A 21584-nucleotide genomic window follows, 5' to 3' on the forward strand; every position below is an offset into this window, starting at 1 on the left:
CTCCCGGCGCCCCACCCCTGGAGGCAAGGCAATGGCTGCAGGACCCCGTCGCATGCGTTTCGGCGTCTTCCTGGGCCCTTATCATCGGTTCGGCGTCAATCCGAACCTGGCGATGCACCGCGACCTGCGGCTCGCTGCCCACCTCGATGAGCTCGGCTTCGACGAGATCTGGTTCGGCGAGCACCACTCCGGAGGAGTGGAGACGATCGCGTCGCCGGAGGTCATGATCGCCGCGGCGGCCCAGCACACCACGAACCTCAAGCTCGGCACCGGGGTGTTGTCGCTGCCGTACCACCAACCGTTCGTGCTGGCGGATCGGGTGCTGCAGCTCGACCACCTGACACGCGGCCGGATGATGTTCGGCGCGGGTCCGGGGCAGCTACTCGAGGACGCCACCATGATCGGCATCGAGCCCGCCACGCAGCGGGCGCGCATGGAGGAGGCACTGGAGGTGATCCTTCGGCTCTTCGCCGGCGAGACCGTCACCGCCAAGACCGAGTGGTTCACGTTGCAGGACGCGGTGCTGCAGTTGCCCCGCTACTCGGACTTCGAGGTCGCGGTCACCGGAGCGGTGTCGTCGTCCGGGCCCGCGCTGGCCGGACGACACGGTGCGGCGCTGCTGTCGCTTGCCGCCACCGACCCCGTCGGCGTGGAGCGGCTCGCCGGGCATTGGGAGACGGTCGAGCACGAGGCCGCCCGGCGCGGCCACACCCCGGACCGGGCCAGCTGGCGACTGCTGGGCCCGATGTATGTGGCCGAGACCGTCGAGCAGGCCAAGAAGGACGTCGCCTACGGGATGCCCTGGCTGCTCGACTACCTCGCGCACATCACGCCGACCGCGCTGGGCAGCTTCGACAGCGTCGACGCGCTGGTGGACGCGGTGAACGAGTCCGGCCGTGGCGTCGTCGGCACACCGGACATGGCGGTGGAGCAGCTCACCCGGTTGCAGGAGAAGTCCGGGGGGTTCGGCACCTACCTCTTCCAGGGCTCGGACTACGCGCGCTGGCCCGCCCTGCTGCGCAGCTACGAGCTGTTCGCCGAGGAGGTCATCCCACGGATGAACGGGCAGCTCGAGCCGGTCGGCCGCGCGGTCGACCGGGTGCTCGACAGCGGCTTCCTCGGAGCCGAGACCACCGCTCGATCCCAAGCCGAGGCGACCGCGCGGTACCGGGCCGGTCGGGCGTGACCGAGCCCGCGCTGCTGGCCGGCAGAAGGGTCGTCGAGATCGCAGCCCGGCCCGCGGGCGGCTACTGCGGACGGCTCCTTCTGCTGCTCGGCGCCGCCGTCACCCGGGTCGCGGTGCCGCAGGCGGTGGACTGCCCGCCGGAGCTGCTCGGCCTGTACGAGGTCGCCCTGCACCGGGGCAAGCGAATACTGCAGCCCGACGACGAGGGGCTCCCGGACGCGCTGGCCGCCGCGGACCTCGTCGTCGTCGACTCGGCCGAGGACGACGCCGCCGACGGGGCCGTCGTGGACCTGACGCAACGGCTGCTCACCCTCGCCCCGGACGCAGCCACGGTGGACATCGCCGACCTCCGCGAGGACCTCGGGGCCGCCGTCCCCGCCACCGCCTCGACCGCCGCCGCGGCGGCCGGGATGAGCTGGGGGATCGGCGACCCGGACCGCGAACCGTTGACGCTGCCCTACGACATCCCCGAGTACCTCACCGGTACCGAGGCCGCGGCGGCCGCGGCGCTCGCCCTGCTCGTGCGTGCTCTGGGCGGGCCCGCGCAGCGGTGGGACGTCACCACCGCGGACGTCCTGAGCTACTTCGTCGGCCAGATCGGCGCGAACTTTCTCCCCTACGACCGGCCGTGGCACCGGGACGGCCCCCGCGCCTCGATGTCGGGCGGGTCCTACCCGGCCGCGATGTTCCCCTGTCGGGACGGCTGGGTGTCGATCATGTGCAGGATCCCGCGGGAGTACGCGGGCCTGGTCGCGGCCATGGGTGACCCGGACTGGAGCCGCCGGCCCGGCTTCGACGACCCGCGCGTCGTGGCGCGGCTGCACGCCGACGAGGTCGACCCGCACCTGATCGCCTGGACCTCGGCCCGGACCCGGGACGAGGTGTTCGCCGCGGGCCGCAAGCACGGGTTCCCGGTTGCGCCGGTCCTCACGATTGCGGAGGCGATGGAGCACGAGCAGTTCGCCCACCGGGGCTTCTTCGACACGATGCCGGACGGTACGGTCCTGCCGGGCAGCCCCTACCGGCTGACGGGCCCCGCCGCGTCGGGAGCGACCACGCCGTCGAGCTGGCCGCCCGCGACGATCGACCCCGCCGCCCCCCTGGCGGGCCTGCGAGTCCTGGACCTCTCCTGGGTCTGGTCGGGGCCGATGGTCACGGCCGCCCTCCGCGACCTGGGCGCCCAGGTGATCAAGATCGAGCACCGTGGCCGGGCGGATCCCGCCCGGCTGCGTGGCCGGGCGATCCGGGGCGGCGTGCCGGTCGACGGCCCCGAGCTCGAGGTCACGCCGTACTTCAACCAGATGAACCACGGCAAGCGAAGCGTCGCCGTGGACATGGGGACCACCGAGGGTGCCATGTTGATCCGCCGGATCGCCGAGTCGGCGGACGTCGTCGTCGAGAACATGCGGCCGGGTGCGCTGGAACGCCGCGGCCTCGGCTATGCGGAGCTGTCGGGCGCGAACCCGGCGCTGGTCATGGTGTCCATGACCATGATGGGACAGACCGGGCCGTTGGCCGGGATCCGCGGGTACGCGCCGGTGATGTCCGGGCTCGCCGGGCTGGACTCGCTGGTCGGCTACGGACCGGACCGACTGATCGGCACGTTCAACCCCGCGCTCGGCGACCCGAACGGGGCGGGGCACGCGCTGGCGGCCGTCCTCGCCGGGCTCGCCGGGAGGGGGCGCGGCGGCACCGGCTGTCACATCGATCTCGCCCAGGTCGAGGCGCTGCTCAGCATCATGCCCGTGCCGATCCTGCGCCGGCAGGTGAACGGAACCGTTCCGATCCCCGCGAACGGGCACTCGGCCTTTCACCCGCACGCCATCCTCCCCACTCGGGAAGCGGACGGCTGGGTGGCCGTCGCGGCCCGCACCGACCTGGAGCGGTCCGCTGTGGACGCGGTGGTCGGGGAGGAGGGGCTGGCGGCCTGGGTCGCGGGCCGGACCGCCGGGGACGCCGTGCAGGCCCTGCGGGCCGCGGGGGTACCCGCGGCCGAGGTGGCGGGGTACACGGCGGCCGTCGCGGGCAAGCGGGCCGTGGCCCGCGGCGTCGCGACCACGGTGACCCACCCCTATCTGGGGGAGCAGCCCGTCGTCACGGTCCCGTGGAAGGCGGACGGACGCGGGTTCCCGGCCGCCGGCCCCGCTCCTCTGCTCGGTGCGGACACCGAGCCCGTGCTCACGGGGCTGCTCGGCCTCGGTCCGGCCGATCTCGCGGACCTGCGTGCACGCGGGATCGTCGAGTGACCGGCACCCTCGCCGTCCCCGGTGGCCCGGTCCTCGCCTACGAGGACGTCGGCGACGGCCCGCCGATCGTGTTCAGCCACGGCCTCTTCATGGACCGGACGATGTTCGCGCCGCAGGTGGAGGCGCTCTCGGCCGCTCACCGCTGCGTGACCTGGGACGAACGCGGACACGGCGACACCGTGTGGAGCGGTCCCTTCGACTACTGGGACTCCGCCCGCGACCTGCTCGGGCTCCTGGACCACCTCGGCCTGGACCGCGTCGTGCACGTGGGGATGAGCCAGGGCGGGATCCTCGGTCAACGCGCGGCGGTCCTCGCTCCGCAGCGGTTCGCGGGCATCGTGCTCCTGGACACCCAGGCAGGCCCGACCCTGGCCGAAGGGGCCGCCCGGTTCACCGCACTGACGGAGCGCTGGGTGGACCACGGGCCGGACGAGCACACCCTGACATGGGTGGCCGACCTCATCCTCGGCCCGGGCGTGGCCCACGAGCCGTGGAAGCGGCGCTGGCGCAGGGCGGACCCGGTGGGTCTGCGCGAGGCCGTGCGGACGCTCGTCTCGCGTGACGACTTCACCGACCGGCTGGGCGAGATCACCCCGCCCGTCCTGGTGGTGCACGGGTCGGCGGACGCGTCGACGCCGCTGGACCGGGCCGAGGGCCTCGTCGCCGGAGTGGCGGACTCTCGCGGCCTGGTGGTCGTCGACGGTGCGCCGCACGCCGCGAATCTCAGCCATCCCCAGCAGGTCACCGAGGCGCTCGCCGCCTTCATGGCCGAGGTCTCTTGAATCGGGCCCGCGTCCTGCGGCATTCTTGGAGCCAATTTCGGATACTGCATTGGAGGCGCATCGTGGACCACCTGCTCGCCGAGCTCGTGGCGCGCGGCGAGATCGCGGACCTCAAGAGTCGCTACCTGCGGGCGATGGACGAGAAGGACTGGGCCTGCCTGCGGGCGGTCCTGATCGACGACGTCCGTCTCGACCATCCGCAGATCGGTGTGCGGACGGGCGTGGAGGCCGTCGTTGCGGCCGTGCGCGAGCGGATCGGCGACCGGTGCACCGTCCACCACGGCCACAACGCCGAGATCGCGGTCATCGAGCCGGACGCGGCGGTGGGCAGCTGGTCGCTGCACAGCTTCTCGTTCGACCCGGCCGCCGGAGCGGCGACCGGCATCACCGGCTTCGGGGTCTACCGGGACGCGTTCCGTCGCGTCGGCCGGACGTGGCTGATCGCCGAGATCACGCTGCGCCACCACTACAAGGGAGTCGCCTGGTCGCCAGGCGCCCCGGAGGGAGTACGACCATGACCATCCTCGTTCTGGGCGGGTCCAAGGGGATCGGCCGGGGCATCGCGGAACGGTTCGCCGCGGATGGGGCGCACGTCCTGATCAACTACTCCAGCGACGACGCCGCGGCCACCGAGGCCGCCGCGGCCATCGAGGCCAAGGGCGGCAAGGCCACCCTGCTCAAGGGGGACCTCGGCACGGCCGAGGGGGTCACCGAGCTCGCGAGCGGGGTCCGGGACGCGACCGATCGACTGGACCAGATCGTGCACAGCGCGGTGCGGCCGCAGGCCGTCGCGCCGCTGGACATCGATCCGGCGGACTTCGACCGCGCCGTCCACGTGAACGCGACGTCGCTGCTCACCCTCACCCAGCAGCTGCGCACACTCCTGGTGGAGGGCTCGTCGATCTACTACATCTCCAGCCGCGGGTCCAAGCTCGCCGTGCCGAACTATGTGGCGATCGGCGCGCCGAAGGCTATGGCCGAGGCGCTGGTCCGCTACCTCGCCGTGGCACTCGCCCCGGACGGGATCCGCGTCAACACCGTCTCCTGCAGCGGGGTGCTCACCGACGCGATCCGGGCGATCCGGCCGAACGCCGAGGAGCGGGCCGAGCGGATGGCTGCCAAGAGCCCGAGCGGCCGCAACGTCACCCCTGAGGACGTCGGGGCGATGGTGCACCACCTCGCCAGCCCGGACATGGCGATGGTCACCGGCCGGGAGTTCTTCATCGACGGCGGCATGTACATCACCACCGACTGAGTCCCCGACAGGAGCGATCGACGATGATCCACGAGTTCCGCACCTACACCTGCAACCCGGGGAAGCTCCCCGACGAGATCGAACGGCTGCGCAAGGCCGCCACGGTCTTCTTCCCCCGCCACGGCATCAAGGTCCTCGGCTACTGGAGCGTGCTGGTCGGACCGGACAGCGGCCAGCTCCACTACATCATCGAGTGGGAGTCGATGGCCGAGCAGGAGGAGAAGTGGGGTGCCTTCCTTGCCGATCCCGAGTGGATCGCGGCGAAGGCGGACAGTGAGAAGGACGGCCCGCTGCTCGCCCGCGTGACGAACTCGCTGCTCAAGCCCCTGACGTTCGACTGACCCTCCGGGGGCGCCGTAAAGTCGGCGCCCCCGGAGGGCTCAGAGAGCCCATGGCGTGTAGGTGTCAAGCGGCGGCGATGTTGTGGTGGTGCCAGGCGGTGGTCTCGTCGTAGAGAGTTCTGGTCTTGAGGCAGCCGTGCAGGATCCCGACGAGGCGGTTGCCGAGTTGGCGCAGCGCGGCGTGATGGCCGATCTTGCGAGCGCGCAGCGCGTCGTAGTAGGCGCGGGCACAGGGTGAGTTCCTCAGGGCGCAGAGCCCCACTGGTGGACGGCGTCGCCGAGGCGTTTGTTGCGGGCGTAGCGGGCCAACACCACGGTCCGGCGCCCGGAGGCGCGGGTGATCGGTGAGGTGCCGGCGTAGTTCTTGCGGGCCCGCGCGTCGCGCTAGCGGCGTGGGTCGTCTCCGAACTCGGCGAGCACCCGGCCCCGAGGACGACACCGAGGCCGGGTTGGCTGGTGTAGATCTCAGCGTCCGGGTGCCGGTCAAAACCCCTCGCCCAGCACCTCCTCCAGGGCCGGGAGCTGGGCGATGATCCCGGCCAGCAGCCGGATCTGCGTGCCCGCGACGGTGGCATAGGCCGACTCCAGCACGGCGGTTGGCGCAGCGCCGGAGCCCGCAACACCGACTGGATCTGCTCGGCGCGGGCCTCGACGTCCCGACGACGGGCCCGCCTCAGGATCCCGACGATCTTCGACCGGGACAACCGGGCCGCCCGGTCCGGATCCAGGGCCCGCTCCAGCAGTTCCAACGCGTCCGGATCGGCCAGCTCGAGCTTCCCCGCCGCAAGCGCGTCCAGGGCGCCGGGGAAGTACTCGCGCAACGCCGCCCGCAGCCGCTGCAGATGCCGGGTCCGATTCCAGACCAGCGTCTGACGGGCCCGCGCGACCATCTTCAGCCCCTCCACCTGCGCGCTGTCCCCGGCGACCGGACGGTGGTGGTCCCGGTCGAGGCGCACGATCTCGGCCAGCACGTGCGCGTCCCCGGGATCGGACTTCGCCCCCGAGGTGGAGTGCCGCTCCCGATAACGCGCCACCGACATCGGGTTGATCGCGAACACCTGGTAGCCGGCCGCGACCAGCGCGGCGACCCACGGGCCGCGGTCGGTCTCGATCCCGACCACCACCGCCCCGGCCGCGGGCATCCCGGACTCCGGGTCGACCGCGTCGTCATCGAGGTGCTCGGCGAGCAGCTCGTGCAGCCGGGTCATCCCGGCCATGCCCTCGGGCAACCGGGCCCGGCCCAACCGTTTCCCGGTCTCGTCGAGGATCTCCACATCGTGGTGGTCCTCGGCCCAGTCATTGCCCACGAACAGCGTCACCACTGCCTCTCGCGGCCCCCTTGACCATCCCTGCACGGCAGCGCGAACAGGCGCCCGCGGCCTGTGCTGATAGCGGCCAGCGGGTCAGCACCTCGTCGCCTGGGCCTCGAGCTCTAAGGTCAGATCGTGCGCCCGCTGGTCGTGAGCAGGCCGGACCGCTGATGGGATGACGGGCCCCGCCGCGACGGCTGTGTGTCGGCGGCAGTGGGCACTTGGCCATTCCGAGCCTGGCACACGGGCCCGGCAGATTTCATTAGGCGGCGGGTTCCCGACTCGCGGACGACGGGGCCTCCGCCGGGAAGTGTCGGACGTTGCGAGCCACGAGCAGCACCGTGACGCTCACCGCGGCAGCCACGACCAGGTAGCCGGCGAGCAGCCAGGGCGACCCCCCGTTCGCGACGATCAGGAGCGACCCGATCGCCGGGAGGGTCGCACCGAAGAGCGCGCCCGCCGACTGGTAGCCGAGCGACAGGCCCGAGTAGCGCACCGACACGGGGAAGAGCTCGGCGAAGTAGCTGGCCTGCGCGCCGTACACACTGCCGTGCACCAGGCCCTGCGCCACGATCAGTGCCAGGACCATCAGCGGCACGGATCCCGTGTGGATCATCAGGAAGAACGGGTAGGCCCACACGACCATCCCCGCCAGCCCCGCGACGTAGACGGGTCGTTGCCCGTAACGGTCGGCCAGCCCGCCGAAGAACGGGATCGTGACCGTCTCCACGGCGGCGCCGAGGGTCACGCCCAGGAGGATCGCGCCCGTCGCGAACCCGGCGTTCGCCGTGGCGTAGGACAGCACGAGGATCGTCGTGGCGTAGGACCACGTGTTGGGGGCGATGTGGGCGCCAAAGACCACCAGCACCTGGCGCCAGTGCGATCGCAGCACCTCGACGACCGGCGATCGCGCGGACTGGGTCGCCGTCGCCTTCGCGAGGTATTCGGGACTCTCCGTCACCCGCAGGCGGATCAGCAGGCCGATGATCACCGGGACGAAACTCACGAGGAACGGGATCCGCCAGCCCCACGTCAGCAGCTGGTCCTCGGGCAACAGGGTGATCGGGTAGAAGACGGCGGTACCGAGCACGAGGCCGAAGGCCACCCCCGAGTTCGGCACGCTGGCGTTCCGAGCCCTGCGCCCGGGCTCGGCGTGCTCGAGCGCCATGACGACCGCGCCCCCGTACTCCGCCCCTGCCGCCAGACCCTGCAGGACTCGGCAGAGCACCAGCAGCACAGGGGCCCAGACGCCGATCGTCGCGGCGGTCGGCAGGACACCGACGGCCATCGTCGCCACGCCCATGAGGATCAGGGAGGCGACCAGCATCCCCTTGCGGCCGAGACGGTCGCCGAAGTGGCCTGCGACGAGACCCCCGAGGGGGCGGCCGACCCATCCCGTCGCCAGGGTGACGAACGCCAGGATCGTGCCGGTCGTGGGGTCGAGGTCCGGGAAGAACAGCTTCCCGAAGATCAGTGCCGCCGCGTTCCCGTAAACGTAGAAGTCGTAGAACTCCACGGCGGTGCCGACGAAGGTGGCGGCGGCCACCCGTCGAGGTTGCCGCCGAGCGGTGGGTGAGCCCATGTCGCCCCTCTCTGGCTCCATTGTTGGAGCCCAGCGGCGACCAGTGAACGGCGCAACGGTGCCGGTGTCAACGGATCGGAGCCAGGATAGTTGACAATGTGGCGACCGACTGGTCGGGTGAGCACATGGCAGAGAGGTTCGCGGGCAGGGTGGCCCTGGTCACCGGGGGAGGCTCCGGGATCGGAGCGGCCTGTTGCCGGATGTTCGCGGCGGCTGGGGCATCGGTCGTGGTCGCTGATCGGGATGCGGCGAGCGCCGCAGCCGTTGCCGCGGAGCTGACGGGCCCCGCCGAGGCGGTGCAGGTCGATGTGCGTGATCCCGCCGCCGTCGAGGCCGTGGTCGGGCGCGTGGTGGAGCGCTTCGGGGCCCTCGACGTCGCGGTCAACAACGCCGGGATCAGCGGCAGTGGTACGCCGATCCACGAGATCGACCGCGAGGTGTGGGAGCGGATCCGCTCGGTCAACTACGACGGCGTGTTTCACTGCCTGCAGAGCGAGCTCCGTGTCATGGTGCCCCGTGGCTCGGGTGCGATCGTCAACGTCGCGTCAGTGATGGGCGCCGTGTCGGGCCGCGGTTCCGCGGCGTACGTGGCCTCCAAGCACGGAGTCGTCGGGTTGACCCGCGCGGCGGCGATGGACGTCGCGGACACCGGGGTCCGGGTGAACGCGGTCGGGCCCGGCTACATCGACACGCCGCTGCTGTCCGCGGCGACCCGTGACCGCCTGGACGCAGTGGTCGCCGACCATCCCGTGGGCAGGCTCGGCACGCCCGAGGAGATCGCGAGCGTCGTCGGGTTCCTCGCCTCGGCCGATGCGTCATTCGTCACCGGGGCGCTCTACCTGGCCGACGGAGGCTACACCACTCACTAGGAGACGATTGTGGACGGACTGTCCGGCGTGGTGGTCGTGACCGGTGCCGGTGGCGACATCGGACGGGCGACGGCGACCCTGCTGGCGGCCCGCGGTGCCCGGATCCTCGCCGTGGACCTGGCGGGGGACGCCGCGGAGGCGACCGCGTCCGTGATCCGGGACGCTGGCGGCCACGCGACCGCGATGGTCGCGGACGTGACCGACCCCGCCCAGGTGCGGGCCTACGCGCTGCGGGCCGCCGAGCTCGGCCCGATCACCGGGTTCTTCAACAACGCCGGCGTCGAGGGTCGCGTGGCCCCGCTGGGCGAGATGACCGTCGAGAGCTTCGACGCCGTGTTCGCAGTGAATGTCCGAGGGGTCTTCCTCGGCCTGTCGGCGCTGCTCCCGGTTCTGGAGAGCGGGGGAGCGGTGGTCAACACCGCGAGCTCGGGCGGCCTGCGCGGCTCGCCCGGCATGTCCGCGTATGTGGCTTCGAAGCACTCGGTCGTCGGCCTGACGAAGGTGGCGGCTCTCGAGTCCGCGGCACGGGGCATCCGGGTGAACGCCGTCTGTCCCAGCGGTGTGGACGGCCGGATGATGGACTCGCTCGACGCCCAGCGCGCCGCGGCCGGGGTGCGGCCGGTGGAGGCCGAGCGCATGGGCAGGCGGGCCACTCCGCAGGACGTGGCCGGTGCCGTCGCCTACCTGCTTGGTCCGGACAGCGGCTTCGTCAACGGCACCATGCTCTCGGTCGACGGGGGCAAGACCGCGGGCTGAGCGCCCCCACGCTCGGTGGGAGGCGGGCTGGGCCGGTCAGCGCGCCAGCCCGCGGCCTTGGCGGCGAGCTCGGTGCGCGAGGGGCCAGCCGGTAGCGGCCAGGAGCCTGCTCACGTACTTCTTGACCGTGTCCTGGCGCAGGTGCAGGGCGTGGCCGATCTCGGCGTCGTCAGTCCTCGGGGACGAGGTCGGTGAGCTCCCGCTGGCGTCGGGTCAGCTCCAGGCGCGGAGCTCCGGCGGAGGAGCCGGCCGCGACCGAGCGGGCGACGTGCGGCAGGTGCCGGGCGAGCATCCTGATCGACCGCAGGTCGATCAGGCTGAGTGCCTCCGGGTTCGTGTAGGTCGCTGCCGCAGATGCCGTTGTATGGGGAGGGCGACCTCATCGGGGCCAGGGTGGGGCTCCCCGAGCTCCTCTGGTCGAAGGTCGGGCCGTCCGTGGTAGACCCATGCGTGCATCGTCGCGCTCCTCTTGTCGGGCTCCCGGCGTCAGGGGCCGGACCCCGGGCGGGGGTAATGCACGGACGTGCACTGCCGGCCGTCGGGCCCGTCGTCATGCCGTCCGCAGTCCCGCGGCCAGCTCCTCGGCGGTCAACCGCGCGCCCAGCAGCTCCACGACGGGCAGCGCTCGCGCGGTGCGTCTCTGGTAGCGCGCGAAGTGCGGGGCCGCAGCGGCGATCGCCTGGAACAGAGCGTCCCGGTCGGCGCCCTCCGTGGGCCGGGCGACCGCGTCGAACGCCCGACCGTTGAGTTCCACGCCGACCTCGGGGGTGGCGAGCAGGTTGCGGTACCACTGGGGGTGCTCGTCCGATCCGCCGCGGGACGCGACCACGAGCAGGCGCCCGTCCACGACGAGGTAGGACGTCGGGACCGCGCGCGGGGAACCGGAACTCCGTCCGCGCACCGTCAGCACCAGCCGCGTCTTCCCGGAGTCCTCTCCGCGGACCTGGCCGTGCGCGCGCAGCTCGGCCACCACGGCGTCGTTGAAACCGCGCACGAAGTCGAGATCCGTGTCGAGGCCTCCGGTGAACGCGGCCTCCAGGCGTTCGACGCCACCGCGCGCGAGTGGCTCGTCCCACATCACGGCGTCCTCAGTGGACGGCGTGGTCGCGCTGGGCCCAGAACGGCGCCCGCAGCGACTGCTTGAGGATCTTCCCCGCTCCGGAGAGGGGCAGGGGCTCGGAGCGGACGTCCACCGTCCGCGGACACTTGTACCCCGCGATCATGGCGTGGCAGTGGGTGATGATCTCCTCGGCGGTCACCTCGTGCCCCGCTTGCGGCACCACCACCGCATGGACCGCCTCACCCCACCGCTCGTCGGGCACCCCGATCACCGCACACTCGGCCACCCGCGGGTCTGCGTAGATCGCACGCTCGACCTCGCCGGAGTAGATGTTCTCGCCGCCGCTGACGATCATGTCCTTGAGCCGGTCGACGATCGTCACGAAGCCCTCGTCGTCCATCCGGGCCCCGTCCCCGGTGTGCAGCCAGCCGTCGCGCAGCACCGCCGCAGTCTCAGCCGGCTTGTCCCAGTAGCCGAGCATCACGACGGGGCCGCGGACCGCAATCTCACCGACGGTGCCCCGCGGGACCTCCCTCCCGTCCGGGTCGACGATCCGGACCTCGGCTCCGACGGCGGCCCGTCCCGCCGTCCGCAGCTTGGTGGACAACGGTCCGTCGAGGACGTGGTAGCGGCGGGGAAGGGCGGTGACCAGCGCGGTCGCCTCGGTGAGGCCGTACCCCTGGATCAGCCGCCAGCCGGGCAGATCCTGCATGATCCGGCGCAGCAGCGTCTCGGGCATCGGGGAGGCGCCGTACTCGACGTCCCGCACGCTGGACAGGTCCCGGTCCGGGAACTCCGGGTGGTTCATCAGCATCGTGAGCATCGTCGGGACGAAGAGGCAGTAGGTGACGCGTTCGGCCTCGATCGTGCGCATGACCTCGACGGGCTCGAACTTCGGGACGATCACGTGCGTGCCGCCCGCGAGGGTCAGCGCGTACAGCGGGGCGGTTCCCGCCATGTGGAAGAAGCCGGGGGAGTGCAGGTAGCGGGTCTCGTCGTCGAACCGCAGCGTCGCGATCCACATCAGAGAACAGGACACGAGATTGCGGTGCGAGAGCATCACACCCTTGGCGCTCCCGGTGGTGCCGCCGGTGTAGCAGATCAGCGCGAGGTCGTCGCCGTGGCGCTCGGAGGCGGCCGCCTCGATCCCCGTGGTGGCGAGCGCGTCGTGGCTGGGCAGGTCGGCGGGGAGCCCGTCACCGATCCCGACGACGGCGGGCCGGTCGCCGACCTCGGCGAGGAGGTCCTCGACGGCCGGGATGAAGGTCTGGTCCAGCACGACGACGGAGGGCCTGCAGTCGGCCAGCGCGCTCGCCAGCTCGCGAGCCGACCACCGGGTGTTCAGCGGCACGGCGACCCCGCCCGCCCAGGCGATCGCGAAGAGCAGCTCGGCGAACTCGTCGCTGTTGGCGGCCACGATCGCGACCCGGTCCCCGTCGGTCATGCCGATCTCGCGCAGCCCGCCCGCCGCGCGCCGCACCCGGTCGCCGAACTCGGCCCACGTGCGGGTGCGCCCGCGGAAGATCGTGGCCGGGTGCCCGGCACGCTGCTGGACCGCGCGGTCGAGGGCCTGGGTCAGTCGCATCGCACACCTCTCAGGGGTTGGGCAGCAGCTCGGCGAGTCGCCGGTGGGAGCGGTTGCCGGTGCGCACCGGGGCGTCGGGCGCAAGCGCGCCGTAGCGCACCCGTTCGGCGAGGTGCAGGTCCATCAGGACGGCGACCTTGTAGGCCGCGAACAGCCGGTGCCAGGCGAGGTCGCGGACCGGGCGGCCCGTGCGGGCGGACCAGCGGTCCCACACCTGGGCCTCGGTGAGGAAGCCGGGCAGCACGGGGTCGACCTCGCCCATGGCGCGCAGCCGGTTCATCTCGTTCATCCAGGCGACGTCGAACTCGGGGGCCCCCGTTCCGGCTAGCTCCCAGTCGAGCATCGCGGTGATCCGGAAGTCGTCGCCGACCATGGTGTTGGCGGGTCGGGCGTCTCCCCACAGCAGCACCGGTGCGGGGTCGGGCCCGGGGAGAGTGGTCGCGAGGACCTCCGCGGCCCGCGTGACGACACCGTCCCCCGGCGGCGCGGGGACGTCGGCGACCTGGTCGAGCAGACCCGTGCACCAGGCGAGGTGATCGCCCGGGCCGGGTCCGATGGGCAACCCGTCGAGCGCGGGGATCCCGTGCAGGTCCGCCACAAGGTCCACCAGTCCCGTGGAGTAGGTCCGCTGGGCCGTGGGGTCTGCGTCGTGGAGGAACCCGGCCGCGGTGAACGGTGGTCTCCCGTCGGGCGGGACCCGCCCAGCGACGTGGTCCATGACGTACGCGGGCCGGCCCAGGTGCCGCCCGTCCAGGTCGGTCGCCACCACGGTCGGCACCGGTAGGCCGTGGGCGCGAATGTGGTGCAGGCAGCGGACCTGCATGTCGAGGTCGTGCACCGCGAACATGCCCCGGGACCGGGGCGCGGCGCGCAGGACGAGCCGGGACCCATCCGCCTCGAACACCACGGTCTCGGCGGAGTAGCCCGCCTCGGGCGCCGCCTCGATCCGCACCGTGGCGCAGCCCAGCAGGGCCCGTAGCCCGTCGGCGTCGGCGCGGCGCGGGTCTACCGTCGCCGTCATCGGACCAGGACCGCCGGTGCGTAGCGGTAGGCCGGGCTGCGGGTGTGGGCGAACTCGAACACACCGGAACCCTCGGTGCGGGTGCCGTCCTCCACACGCACGTAGGCGGCGAGACGGTCGGTCAGCGGGTAGCCCATCGCTCGTGGGACGCGCGCGGGGTCCGCGAGGTCCCAGCGGTCGTGCTCGACGACCAGGCCGCCGTGTCGCACCCCGTGGAAGCTCCCGTAGCCCGCCCCGGCGAGGAAGCCGCCGCGGGTCGCAGCCGGGTCCACCTCGAGCGCGATCTCGCGGCCGCTGCGCGTGCTCACCTCGAGCCGACCCGGGAGGGCCTCGAGGTCCTCGGCGAACCGCAGGTCGTGGCCCGCGTCGACGATCGGGTCCACCGATCCGTCCGTTCGCAGGACGGCGCCGTCGAGCAGGGTGGGCCGGTTCTTGCGGTCGAGATCGTGCATGAAGGCGATCGACTCGTCCACGAACTGGGCCTGGACCCACAGGTGCAGGCCCTGGCGGGCGGTGGCGGGTCGACGGCCGCGGGACCGGTCCCGCTGGCCCGTCCAGCGGTCCACGGTGTGTCGGCTGCCGTCGATCTCGATCCAGCCGGAGTGGCGCCCGGACTGGAACGCGTGGTCGAACTCCAGCATCGTGCCTGCGCCGTCGTCGAGGCGCACCGGGGCGCACTCCCAAGGCGCGGTGCGCGCGGTCCAGGTGAGGTCGCAGGCGAGGCCGGACTCGTTGGGCGACAGGCGGACGCGCCACGTCCGCAGTGGCTCGACGGTCTCCCAGAACAGCGGTCCGACGGCGGTGGGCAGGTCGCCGGGCCCCGCGGGCGCCGACACGCGCAGGTTGATCTGCTCGCCGCCGGTGACCACCACCGCGTAGCCGTCGACGACGTCCTCGCCGGGGTAGACACCCGCGCCCACCATGAAGAAGGGCGTGCTCGATCCCGCGTGCGCGTTGACGTAGAAGCGGTCGAACCACCGGGGTGGCAGGCCGCGGCGTCGTGTGCTGCTGAGGGCATCGTCCTGCACGGTGGTCAGGGACATCGGCGTTCCTCCTCCTGGGGCGGCGACGGCGCGATCCCAAGCTTTAACCGATGGTAGAATAAGCAGTTCGCCGGAACCGTGTCATCCATCTTGACGCCCGCCCCCCGAGCTGCGATGTTTGGCGCCAATTTAGGCGACAATAGCCGGTTCCGGGGAAGGCGTGGTGAGCGGTGTGGACGGTCTCATAGCCGTCGTGACGGGTGCGGGCGGGGGCATCGGCTCCCGCACGGCCGAGCTGCTCGCCGCGCGCGGCGCCCGGGTCGTCGCGGCGGACATCGCGGTCGACTCCGGGGAGGCCGTGGTCGAGCGCATCAGGTCGGCCGGCGGCGACGCGGTCTTCGCGTCGTTCGACGCCCGGGACGAGGCCTCGGTCGCGGCCCTGCTCGACGGTGCGGTCGCCCGGTACGGCCGGCTCGACCTGCTGCACAACAACGCCGCAGGCACCCACCTCTACGCCGGGGACACCGCACCCGGTGAGATCGACCCCGAGCAGTGGGACCGGATCCTGGAGCTGAACCTGCGGAGCGTGCTGCTGGGTTGCAAGCACGCGGTGCGGCACATGGCGGCCGCGGGCAGCGGGGTCATCCTGAACATGTCCTCGACCCGCGCCGTGGCCGGTGCGCTGGACCTCGCGGCCTACGGTGCGTCGAAGGCGGGCGTCGAGTCGCTGACCAGGTACGTGGCGACGGCCTACGGCAAGAAGGGCGTGCGCTGCAACGCGATCCGGCCGGGTCTGATCGTCACGCCGCAGTCCGCCGCCCTCCACGCGGGGGGCGATGGGCACGAGAAGCTCCTCCGGCACGTGCTCCTGCCCTACCCGGGCAGCCCGGACGACATCGCCGAGCTCGTCTGTTTCCTCGCCTCGCCCGCCGCCCGCTACATCACCGCGCAGACGATCACCGTCGACGGCGGGATGCTCAGCCACCAGCCCTTCCATGCCGACGCGGTCGACGCCGCCGACTCCCCGGGAGAACGATGATCCACGAGATGCGCAGGGCCGTGACCGGGATCGACCGCGGCCGGTCGGTGTTCACCGACACCGGGGTCGTCCCGGCGACCGAGGCAGACCTCTACCCGGGGGCCACGTACTGGCTGGTCTGGGGCACCGAGGACGGGCTGCCGATCGTCGGTCCGGACGCCGAGCCGGTCCACCGCCCGTTCTTCCCGGCGCCGGGGGGCACACGGGCCATCGCGGTCCGCTTCGCACCCGGCATCGAGGCGGGCTCGGGCGCCGGCGGCGACACCGATTCGGAGGTGCTGGCCGCGATGCGCGCGGACGCCGAGGCGAAGTTCCCCGGCCTGTTCGACGCGCACGCCGCCGATCCGACCGACCCGGCCTTCCACACCACCGACACCGTCGACTACGCCTTCGTCGCCGAGGGCGAGATCGTCCTGAAGGTCGACGGCGGTGTCGAGGAGATCCTGCGTCCCGGTAGCTTCGTCGTGCAGCGGGGGACCAGGCATGCCTGGGAGAACCGCTCGACGGAGCCGGCGCTGGCAATCTTCGTGATCGTGGGGGCCGAGCGCCGATGAGGCAGGTCGTGCTGGCGCCGGACCGCACCCTCGTCGTCCGCGAGGTCACCAGGCCCGATCCGGGACCGGGCGAGGTCCTCCTGGACGTCGCGTACGCCGGGGTGTGCGGGTCCGACCTGCACCGCATCTACGACTGGGACCCCGTCCCGGCCGGTTCGGTGCTCGGGCACGAGTTCAGCGGCCGCGTCGCCGGGCTCGGTGCCGACGTCGTGGGCTGGTCCGCGGGCGACCGGGTGACCGTGCTGCCCGTCGACCCCTGCGGAGCCTGTCCCGCGTGCAGCGGGCGTGGCGGGATCTGCCGCGCCGGCCTCGCCCGCGGGCCCGGACTGGGACGGCCCGGAGGCTACGCCGAGGCCGTGGTGGTCCCGGCGGGGATGCTGGTGCGGCTGCCGGACGGCGTCGACGACCAGGCGGGCGCGTTCGTCGAGCCGCTGGCGGTGGCGTGTCGAGCGGTCCGGCAGAGCGGTGCACGGCCGGGATCGCGCGTCGCCGTGCTCGGCGGCGGGCCGATCGGGCTGACTGTGGCTCTGGTGCTGCGCGCACGGGGCGCCGAGGCCGTTCGGCTGGTGGAGCCGAACCCCGCCCGGCGGGAGAGAGCGGCGGCGTCGGCTCCGGTGGCCGAGGATCTCGCGGTCGCGGTGGACGAACTCGGCCACCCCCTCGACGTCGTCCTCGACTGCACCGGCCACTTCGCCGCGGCCACCGGTGCGTTCCCGTTCGTGCGGGACGGCGCCACCGTCGTCGTCGTCGGGCTCTGCGGCACTCCGGCCACCGTCGACCTCGGCACCCTGGTTCGGGCCGAGATCGTGCTGCGCGGGACTCTCGCGTACGAGAGGCAGGACTTCGACGCCGCGATCGCGGCGCTCGCCGAGGGAGCGGTCCCGTGGAGGTCCGTGGTGACCGACGTCCGCCCGCTGGAGCAGGCCAATGCGGTTGTCCGGGACCTCCACGGAACGGCTTCCCCCCAGTTGAAGGTGCTCCTCTCGCCGACGGGATGAAGAGAGGCCACCGCCCCGCGCAGACGTCTCGGAGGAGGCTCGTCGCGGCGCCGTGCGCAGGATCGGCTCGCCTGAATCGCCGCAGTGGAGAACGCGTACGCGGGCGGGTGGAGTCGCTGCATGCGGTCGGTAGCCCGGCCGGGTCGGCGAAGTGCACCTCCTGCCCGGTTCGCGCTGACGGTCCCGTGCCCGGCCGGCTCCTTCCCGCGGTCCCGGTCGACGACGTGCACGGAGACTCGGCCCTTCGGCCGTGATCGTCGATCTCCGAGCGAGCGGGGGTCTCGGGCGCGAGGTCGGTCGCGCCGTCCCAGCCGCCGGAACGCCGGCGGGAGATGCCGCCTGCCGTCACTCAGCATCGTGCGTGGACGGTGCCGGTCCGGCCCGCCCGGTCCCTCGACGAGGAGGAACACATGGCGAACGCCGCTCTGACGAGGCGGTCCTGGCTCACGGTGGGTGGCAGCACCCTGGCCCTCACCGTGGGCGCATCGCCCATCCTGCTGCAGACGTCCGGCCTGTTCATGCTCCCGCTCGCCGAGGAGTACGGCTGGAGCCGTACCGAGGTCAGCGGTGCGAAGAGCCTCGCGGGCCTGTTCGCGACGGCGGCGGTGCTGGCCTACGGGTACCTGATCGCCCGTCACGGTTTACGCCGGGTCATGGTCCCGAGCCTGGTGCTGTTCTCCGTGGCCCTCGCCGGGATCGCATTCACGCCCGGATCGCTGGCGATCTACTACGCGCTCGTCGTGGTGGCCGCCTGTCTCGGCGCGGCGCAGAACCCGCCGCCCTACGTCCAGGCGGTGTCCGGCTGGTTCGACCGCCGCCGCGGGCTGGCGATCGGGATCGCGGTCTGCGGCACCGGGCTCGGGACCTCTCTGGTCCCGCAGTACACGCAGGTCCTGATCGGGTCCGTCGGCTGGCGGGGGGCGTACGTGGGCCTCGGTCTGCTGGTCCTCGTCGTGACGATGCCGTGCTGGCTCCTCCTGGTGCGCGAGCCGAGCCTGCGCGAGCGCGAGCAGCTGGGCTTCCTGCCCGTGACCGGATCTATCACCGGCTCGGGGCCGACACGCGAACTTCCCGGACTCACCCGTCGCGAGGCGGTGCGCACGCGGCAGTTCTGGATCCTTGCGGCCGCGACGCTCATCGGCTCCATCGCGCTCAACGGCAGCGCCGCCCACCTCGTGCCGATGCTGACCGACCGCGGGATGTCCCCCGCGGAGGCGGCGGCTGTGTTGCTGCCGGTCGGGGTCGCGTCGCTGCTCGGCAGGCCACTGGCGGGGCTGTTGCTCGACCGGTTCCACGGACCGACGGTCGCGGCGGTGCAGCAGCTGGTGCCGATCCTCGGCTTCGTGCTGATCGGAACCGGCTGGTCGCCTGTTGGGGGCGCGATCGCCTTCGGCCTGTCGATCGGAATCGAGGTCGACCTGGCGAGCTTCATGACCAGCCGCTACTTCGGGTTGAGGCACTTCTCCAAGGTCTACGGGTTCGTGTTCGCGATCTTCCAGCTCGGTGCGGCGGCGGGCGCCCTCGCCTACGCCGTGTCGTTCGACTATGCGGGGACCTACGCCGTCGCTTTCTGGGTGATCGGGGTGGCCCTGGTGTTGACCGCTGCGGCGTACCTGGCCCTCGGCACCTACCGCTATCCGGTCCACGTGCGCGCCACCGAGCCCGACGAGCGGACCCGCACCGCCGACGTGGCAGGCGGCTGATCCACGATGACGCCCCGGTTGGGTTCCGACGACTGGAATGACCGCTGGTCGGCGGGGGACGGACGGATGACGCTTGAGGGACACGGATGCCGCTCGGTGGGCGGTGCCGTCCTGGACGACGAGGAGGTTGGTTCCGGATGACGACTGCCCTGGGGCTCGGGCTGACGCACTACCCTCTGCTGGCGGGGACCGACGCCAACATGGCGAACCTGCTCCGGTGGACCCTCACCGACCCGGACATCCCGGAGGCCGCCAAGGACGTCTCGTCCTGGCCGCAGCGGATGCGCGAGGAGTGGGGCGAGGACGGCGGCGAGAGCGCCGCGGCGGGCCACCGGGCGGCCCTCGTGGCCGGGCTGGCCCAGTGCCGCAAGGCGCTCGACGAGTTCCAGCCCGACCTCCTGGTCGTGTGGGGTGACGACCAGTTCGAGAACTTCCGCGAGGAGGTCGTCCCCCCGTTCTGCGTGCTGGCCTACGACGACCTGGAGCTGCACCCCTTCGAACTGCAGATCGAACGCGGTCTGCCGAACGCCTGGGGCATGCCGGACGAGACGACGTTCGTGCTGCGCGGGGACGCCGGCCGGGCCCGTGCGCTCGCAGACGGGCTGATCAACGACGGCTTCGACATGGCCTACTCGTACCGCAAGCGTGCGGGGGCGCGGTTCCCGCACGCCATCCTGAACACGCAGATCTTCCTGGACTACGACAACGCCGGCTGCCGGTTCCCGTATCCCATCCTGCCGATCACCGTGAACTGCTACGGCCAGCACGCGATCGCCCGGCGCGGCGGTCTCGCCCGCTTCGCCGAGATCGCTGACGAGCGGCTGGACCCGGTCGGGCCGACCCCGCAGCGATGCCTCGCGCTGGGCGCGGCCGTCGCACGGAACCTTCGGGAGAGTGGGCTGCGGGTGGCCTACGTGGCGTCCTCCAGCTGGTCGCACGCCTTCCTGAACGACAAGGACTGGCACCTGCGGCCGGACGGCCCGGCCGACCAGGTCTTTTACGACGCGCTCGTCTCTGGGGACCGCCGACCGTGGCAGGAGGCGACCGGCAGGCAGATCGTCGAGGCCGGTCAGCACGAGATGCTGAACTGGTTCTGCCTCCTGGGCGCCGTCGACGAGCTCGGCCTCGGCCCGACCTGGTCCGACTTCGTGACCACGGACGTCTTCAACTCCAACAAGGCGTTCGCCGTCTACACCGACTGACCCTGCTCCACCGACGTAGAGGAGTGAACCCATGGCCCTGACCGACGAAGGCCTCGTCCCGATCCCCGGGATGGCGAGCCGCTGGGTGCGGCTGGCGAGCGGTGCGAAGGCCCACTACATGACCTCCGGGGACCACGGTCCGGCCGTCGTGCTGCTGCACGGCGGGCTGCCCGGCTCGTCGGGCACCGCCGGCTGGCGGTTCATGGCTCCCTTCCTCGGGGAGAACGGCTTCCGGGTCTACTGCCCCGACCAGCCCGGCTTCGGGCACGCGGACACCTCGCCCGAGCATCTGCCGAACGGGGTGCATTCGCACGTGGACTTCCTCCAGGAGTTCACCACCGCACTCTGTCTGGACGAGTTCCATCTGGCCGGCAACTCGATGGGTTGCATGAACACGGTCAACTATGTGGTCGCCCACCCCGAGCGGGTGCTCAGCTTCGCGCTCATCGCCGGCGGCATCGGCGACCAGCTCGCCCCCGAGAAGAAGCCGGAGGGCAAGAAGGACCTGCGGCGCTACGACGGCACCCGGGACGGTATGCGCGCGATGATGACGGCGATCATCCACCGCGGCGAGGCGATCAGCGACGACCTGATCGAGATGCGGTTCCAGGCTGCGGAGCGGCAGAAGGAGGCGCACGCGCGCTACTGGCCCTCGCTGCGCCAGTACATGGGCGACCACCCCTGGGAGAGTGAGAGCCTGGCTGCCCGGATGTCGACCAAGGGGCGGATCGACCGGATCGACATCCCCGGGGTGTACCTCTACGGCCAGGACGACGTCCTCAACCCCGTGGAGTGGGGCTACGAGCAGGAGGACGTGCTGCCGAACGTCCAGTTCTTCTACCCACCGGACTGCGGGCACCAGGGCCAGACCGACCGTCCCGACCTGTTCAACCCGCTGTTCCTGGAGTTCTTCCGGGACGGGCGGGTCAGCAGGCAGACGGCCGACGCCGCCGGGATCTCGAAGCGGCGCGCGGAGCTCGCCGCGGTCGTCGAGCAGGCCTGACCCGGTACGACCTGAGGAGTTTCAATGACCGTGTCAAGCCGCGTTGGCTGCGGGGGCCGGTGCCTCGGTGGTGAAGCGGCGGTTGTCACGGAGCAGCGCCCAGACGAGG

Annotated in this window: 20 protein-coding genes and 1 pseudogene; 14 read left to right on the forward strand and 7 right to left on the reverse strand. The window is 72.1% G+C overall.

Annotated elements, in window-relative coordinates; translation table 11 throughout:
* Window positions 1–52: 52 nt before the first annotated feature.
* The 6 genes from PKE99_RS34950 to PKE99_RS34975 all read left to right on the forward strand — a co-directional run bounded on the left by PKE99_RS34950 (window position 53) and on the right by PKE99_RS34975 (window position 5810).
* Complete coding sequence (locus PKE99_RS34950) at window positions 53–1186, forward strand: LLM class flavin-dependent oxidoreductase (protein WP_081924729.1); 1134 nt, start codon at window positions 53–55, stop codon at window positions 1184–1186.
* Entirely contained in the window at window positions 1183–3432 is a 2250-nt protein-coding gene (locus PKE99_RS34955) for a CaiB/BaiF CoA-transferase family protein (RefSeq protein WP_051738307.1), read from the forward strand. Before PKE99_RS34950 ends, PKE99_RS34955 begins: the two co-directional genes overlap by 4 nt.
* The gene (locus PKE99_RS34960) at window positions 3429–4214 is read left to right on the forward strand and encodes an alpha/beta fold hydrolase (protein ID WP_051738308.1); all 786 of its coding nucleotides are present in this window, start codon (window positions 3429–3431) and stop codon (window positions 4212–4214) included. Before PKE99_RS34955 ends, PKE99_RS34960 begins: the two co-directional genes overlap by 4 nt.
* 62 nt (window positions 4215–4276) lie before the next feature.
* Window positions 4277–4732: a nuclear transport factor 2 family protein gene (locus PKE99_RS34965; RefSeq protein ID WP_051738309.1), complete on the forward strand. Its 456-nt coding sequence runs from the start codon at window positions 4277–4279 to the stop codon at window positions 4730–4732.
* Entirely contained in the window at window positions 4729–5469 is a 741-nt protein-coding gene (locus PKE99_RS34970) for an SDR family oxidoreductase (RefSeq protein ID WP_037053698.1), read from the forward strand. The genes PKE99_RS34965 and PKE99_RS34970 overlap by 4 nt, the downstream gene beginning before the upstream one ends.
* A 23-nt stretch (window positions 5470–5492) precedes the next feature.
* A complete protein-coding gene (locus PKE99_RS34975) occupies window positions 5493–5810 on the forward strand; it encodes an NIPSNAP family protein (protein ID WP_037053701.1) in 318 nt (105 codons plus the stop codon).
* A 64-nt stretch (window positions 5811–5874) separates the two neighbouring features.
* Here PKE99_RS34975 and PKE99_RS34980 read toward each other — a convergent pair.
* Together PKE99_RS34980 and PKE99_RS34985 are read right to left on the reverse strand one after the other, a co-directional pair.
* Window positions 5875–7123 (reverse strand): annotated as a pseudogene (locus PKE99_RS34980) (IS110 family RNA-guided transposase).
* 259 nt (window positions 7124–7382) lie between these two features.
* A complete protein-coding gene (locus PKE99_RS34985; protein WP_051738310.1) occupies window positions 7383–8666 on the reverse strand; it encodes an MFS transporter in 1284 nt (427 codons plus the stop codon).
* A 161-nt stretch (window positions 8667–8827) separates the two neighbouring features.
* On the opposite strand from PKE99_RS34985, the gene PKE99_RS34990 reads away from it, so the two are divergent.
* Window positions 8828–9571, forward strand: coding sequence for an SDR family NAD(P)-dependent oxidoreductase (locus tag PKE99_RS34990; protein ID WP_051738313.1), 744 nt, complete (start codon window positions 8828–8830; stop codon window positions 9569–9571).
* A gap of 9 nt (window positions 9572–9580) precedes the next feature.
* Window positions 9581–10327: an SDR family NAD(P)-dependent oxidoreductase gene (locus PKE99_RS34995; protein WP_037053707.1), complete on the forward strand. Its 747-nt coding sequence runs from the start codon at window positions 9581–9583 to the stop codon at window positions 10325–10327.
* Between the two features lie 169 nt (window positions 10328–10496).
* Here the strand turns inward: PKE99_RS34995 and PKE99_RS35000 are convergent, their stop codons facing one another.
* The 5 genes from PKE99_RS35000 to PKE99_RS35020 all read right to left on the reverse strand — a co-directional run bounded on the left by PKE99_RS35000 (window position 10497) and on the right by PKE99_RS35020 (window position 15036).
* Window positions 10497–10619: a hypothetical protein gene (locus PKE99_RS35000; RefSeq protein WP_269323061.1), complete on the reverse strand. Its 123-nt coding sequence runs from the start codon at window positions 10617–10619 to the stop codon at window positions 10497–10499.
* 258 nt (window positions 10620–10877) lie between these two features.
* Window positions 10878–11405 carry a nitroreductase/quinone reductase family protein gene (locus PKE99_RS35005; RefSeq protein ID WP_051738311.1) on the reverse strand — a complete coding sequence of 176 codons (528 nt, stop codon included), beginning with the start codon at window positions 11403–11405 and terminating at the stop codon, window positions 10878–10880.
* A 10-nt stretch (window positions 11406–11415) separates the two neighbouring features.
* Window positions 11416–12972, reverse strand: coding sequence for an acyl-CoA synthetase (locus PKE99_RS35010; RefSeq protein ID WP_037053710.1), 1557 nt, complete (start codon window positions 12970–12972; stop codon window positions 11416–11418).
* A 10-nt stretch (window positions 12973–12982) separates the two neighbouring features.
* Window positions 12983–13993, reverse strand: coding sequence for a phosphotransferase family protein (locus PKE99_RS35015; protein WP_037053712.1), 1011 nt, complete (start codon window positions 13991–13993; stop codon window positions 12983–12985).
* Entirely contained in the window at window positions 13990–15036 is a 1047-nt protein-coding gene (locus PKE99_RS35020) for an Rv3169 family protein (protein WP_037053717.1), read from the reverse strand. Before PKE99_RS35020 ends, PKE99_RS35015 begins: the two co-directional genes overlap by 4 nt.
* 163 nt (window positions 15037–15199) lie before the next feature.
* Here PKE99_RS35020 and PKE99_RS35025 point away from each other — a divergent pair, with 163 nt between their 5' ends.
* The 6 genes from PKE99_RS35025 (at window position 15200) to PKE99_RS35050 (ending at window position 21475) form a co-directional block, all read left to right on the forward strand.
* Complete coding sequence (locus PKE99_RS35025; RefSeq protein WP_037053750.1) at window positions 15200–16015, forward strand: SDR family NAD(P)-dependent oxidoreductase; 816 nt, start codon at window positions 15200–15202, stop codon at window positions 16013–16015.
* Window positions 16016–16023: 8 nt separating this feature from the next.
* Entirely contained in the window at window positions 16024–16569 is a 546-nt protein-coding gene (locus PKE99_RS35030; RefSeq protein WP_197040895.1) for a cupin domain-containing protein, read from the forward strand.
* Window positions 16566–17567, forward strand: coding sequence for a zinc-dependent alcohol dehydrogenase (locus PKE99_RS35035; protein WP_037053722.1), 1002 nt, complete (start codon window positions 16566–16568; stop codon window positions 17565–17567). The genes PKE99_RS35030 and PKE99_RS35035 overlap by 4 nt, the downstream gene beginning before the upstream one ends.
* Window positions 17568–17977: 410 nt before the next feature.
* Window positions 17978–19270 (forward strand): MFS transporter, encoded by a 1293-nt coding sequence (locus tag PKE99_RS35040; protein WP_197040896.1) that lies wholly within the window; start codon window positions 17978–17980, stop codon window positions 19268–19270.
* 137 nt (window positions 19271–19407) lie between these two features.
* Complete coding sequence (locus tag PKE99_RS35045; RefSeq protein ID WP_037053724.1) at window positions 19408–20472, forward strand: class III extradiol ring-cleavage dioxygenase family protein; 1065 nt, start codon at window positions 19408–19410, stop codon at window positions 20470–20472.
* A gap of 31 nt (window positions 20473–20503) precedes the next feature.
* Window positions 20504–21475 (forward strand): alpha/beta fold hydrolase, encoded by a 972-nt coding sequence (locus PKE99_RS35050; protein ID WP_037053726.1) that lies wholly within the window; start codon window positions 20504–20506, stop codon window positions 21473–21475.
* The last annotated feature ends 109 nt before the right edge of the window (window positions 21476–21584 follow it).

Source organism: Pseudonocardia halophobica, assembly GCF_027922425.1.
GTDB lineage: Bacteria > Actinomycetota > Actinomycetes > Mycobacteriales > Pseudonocardiaceae > Pseudonocardia > Pseudonocardia halophobica.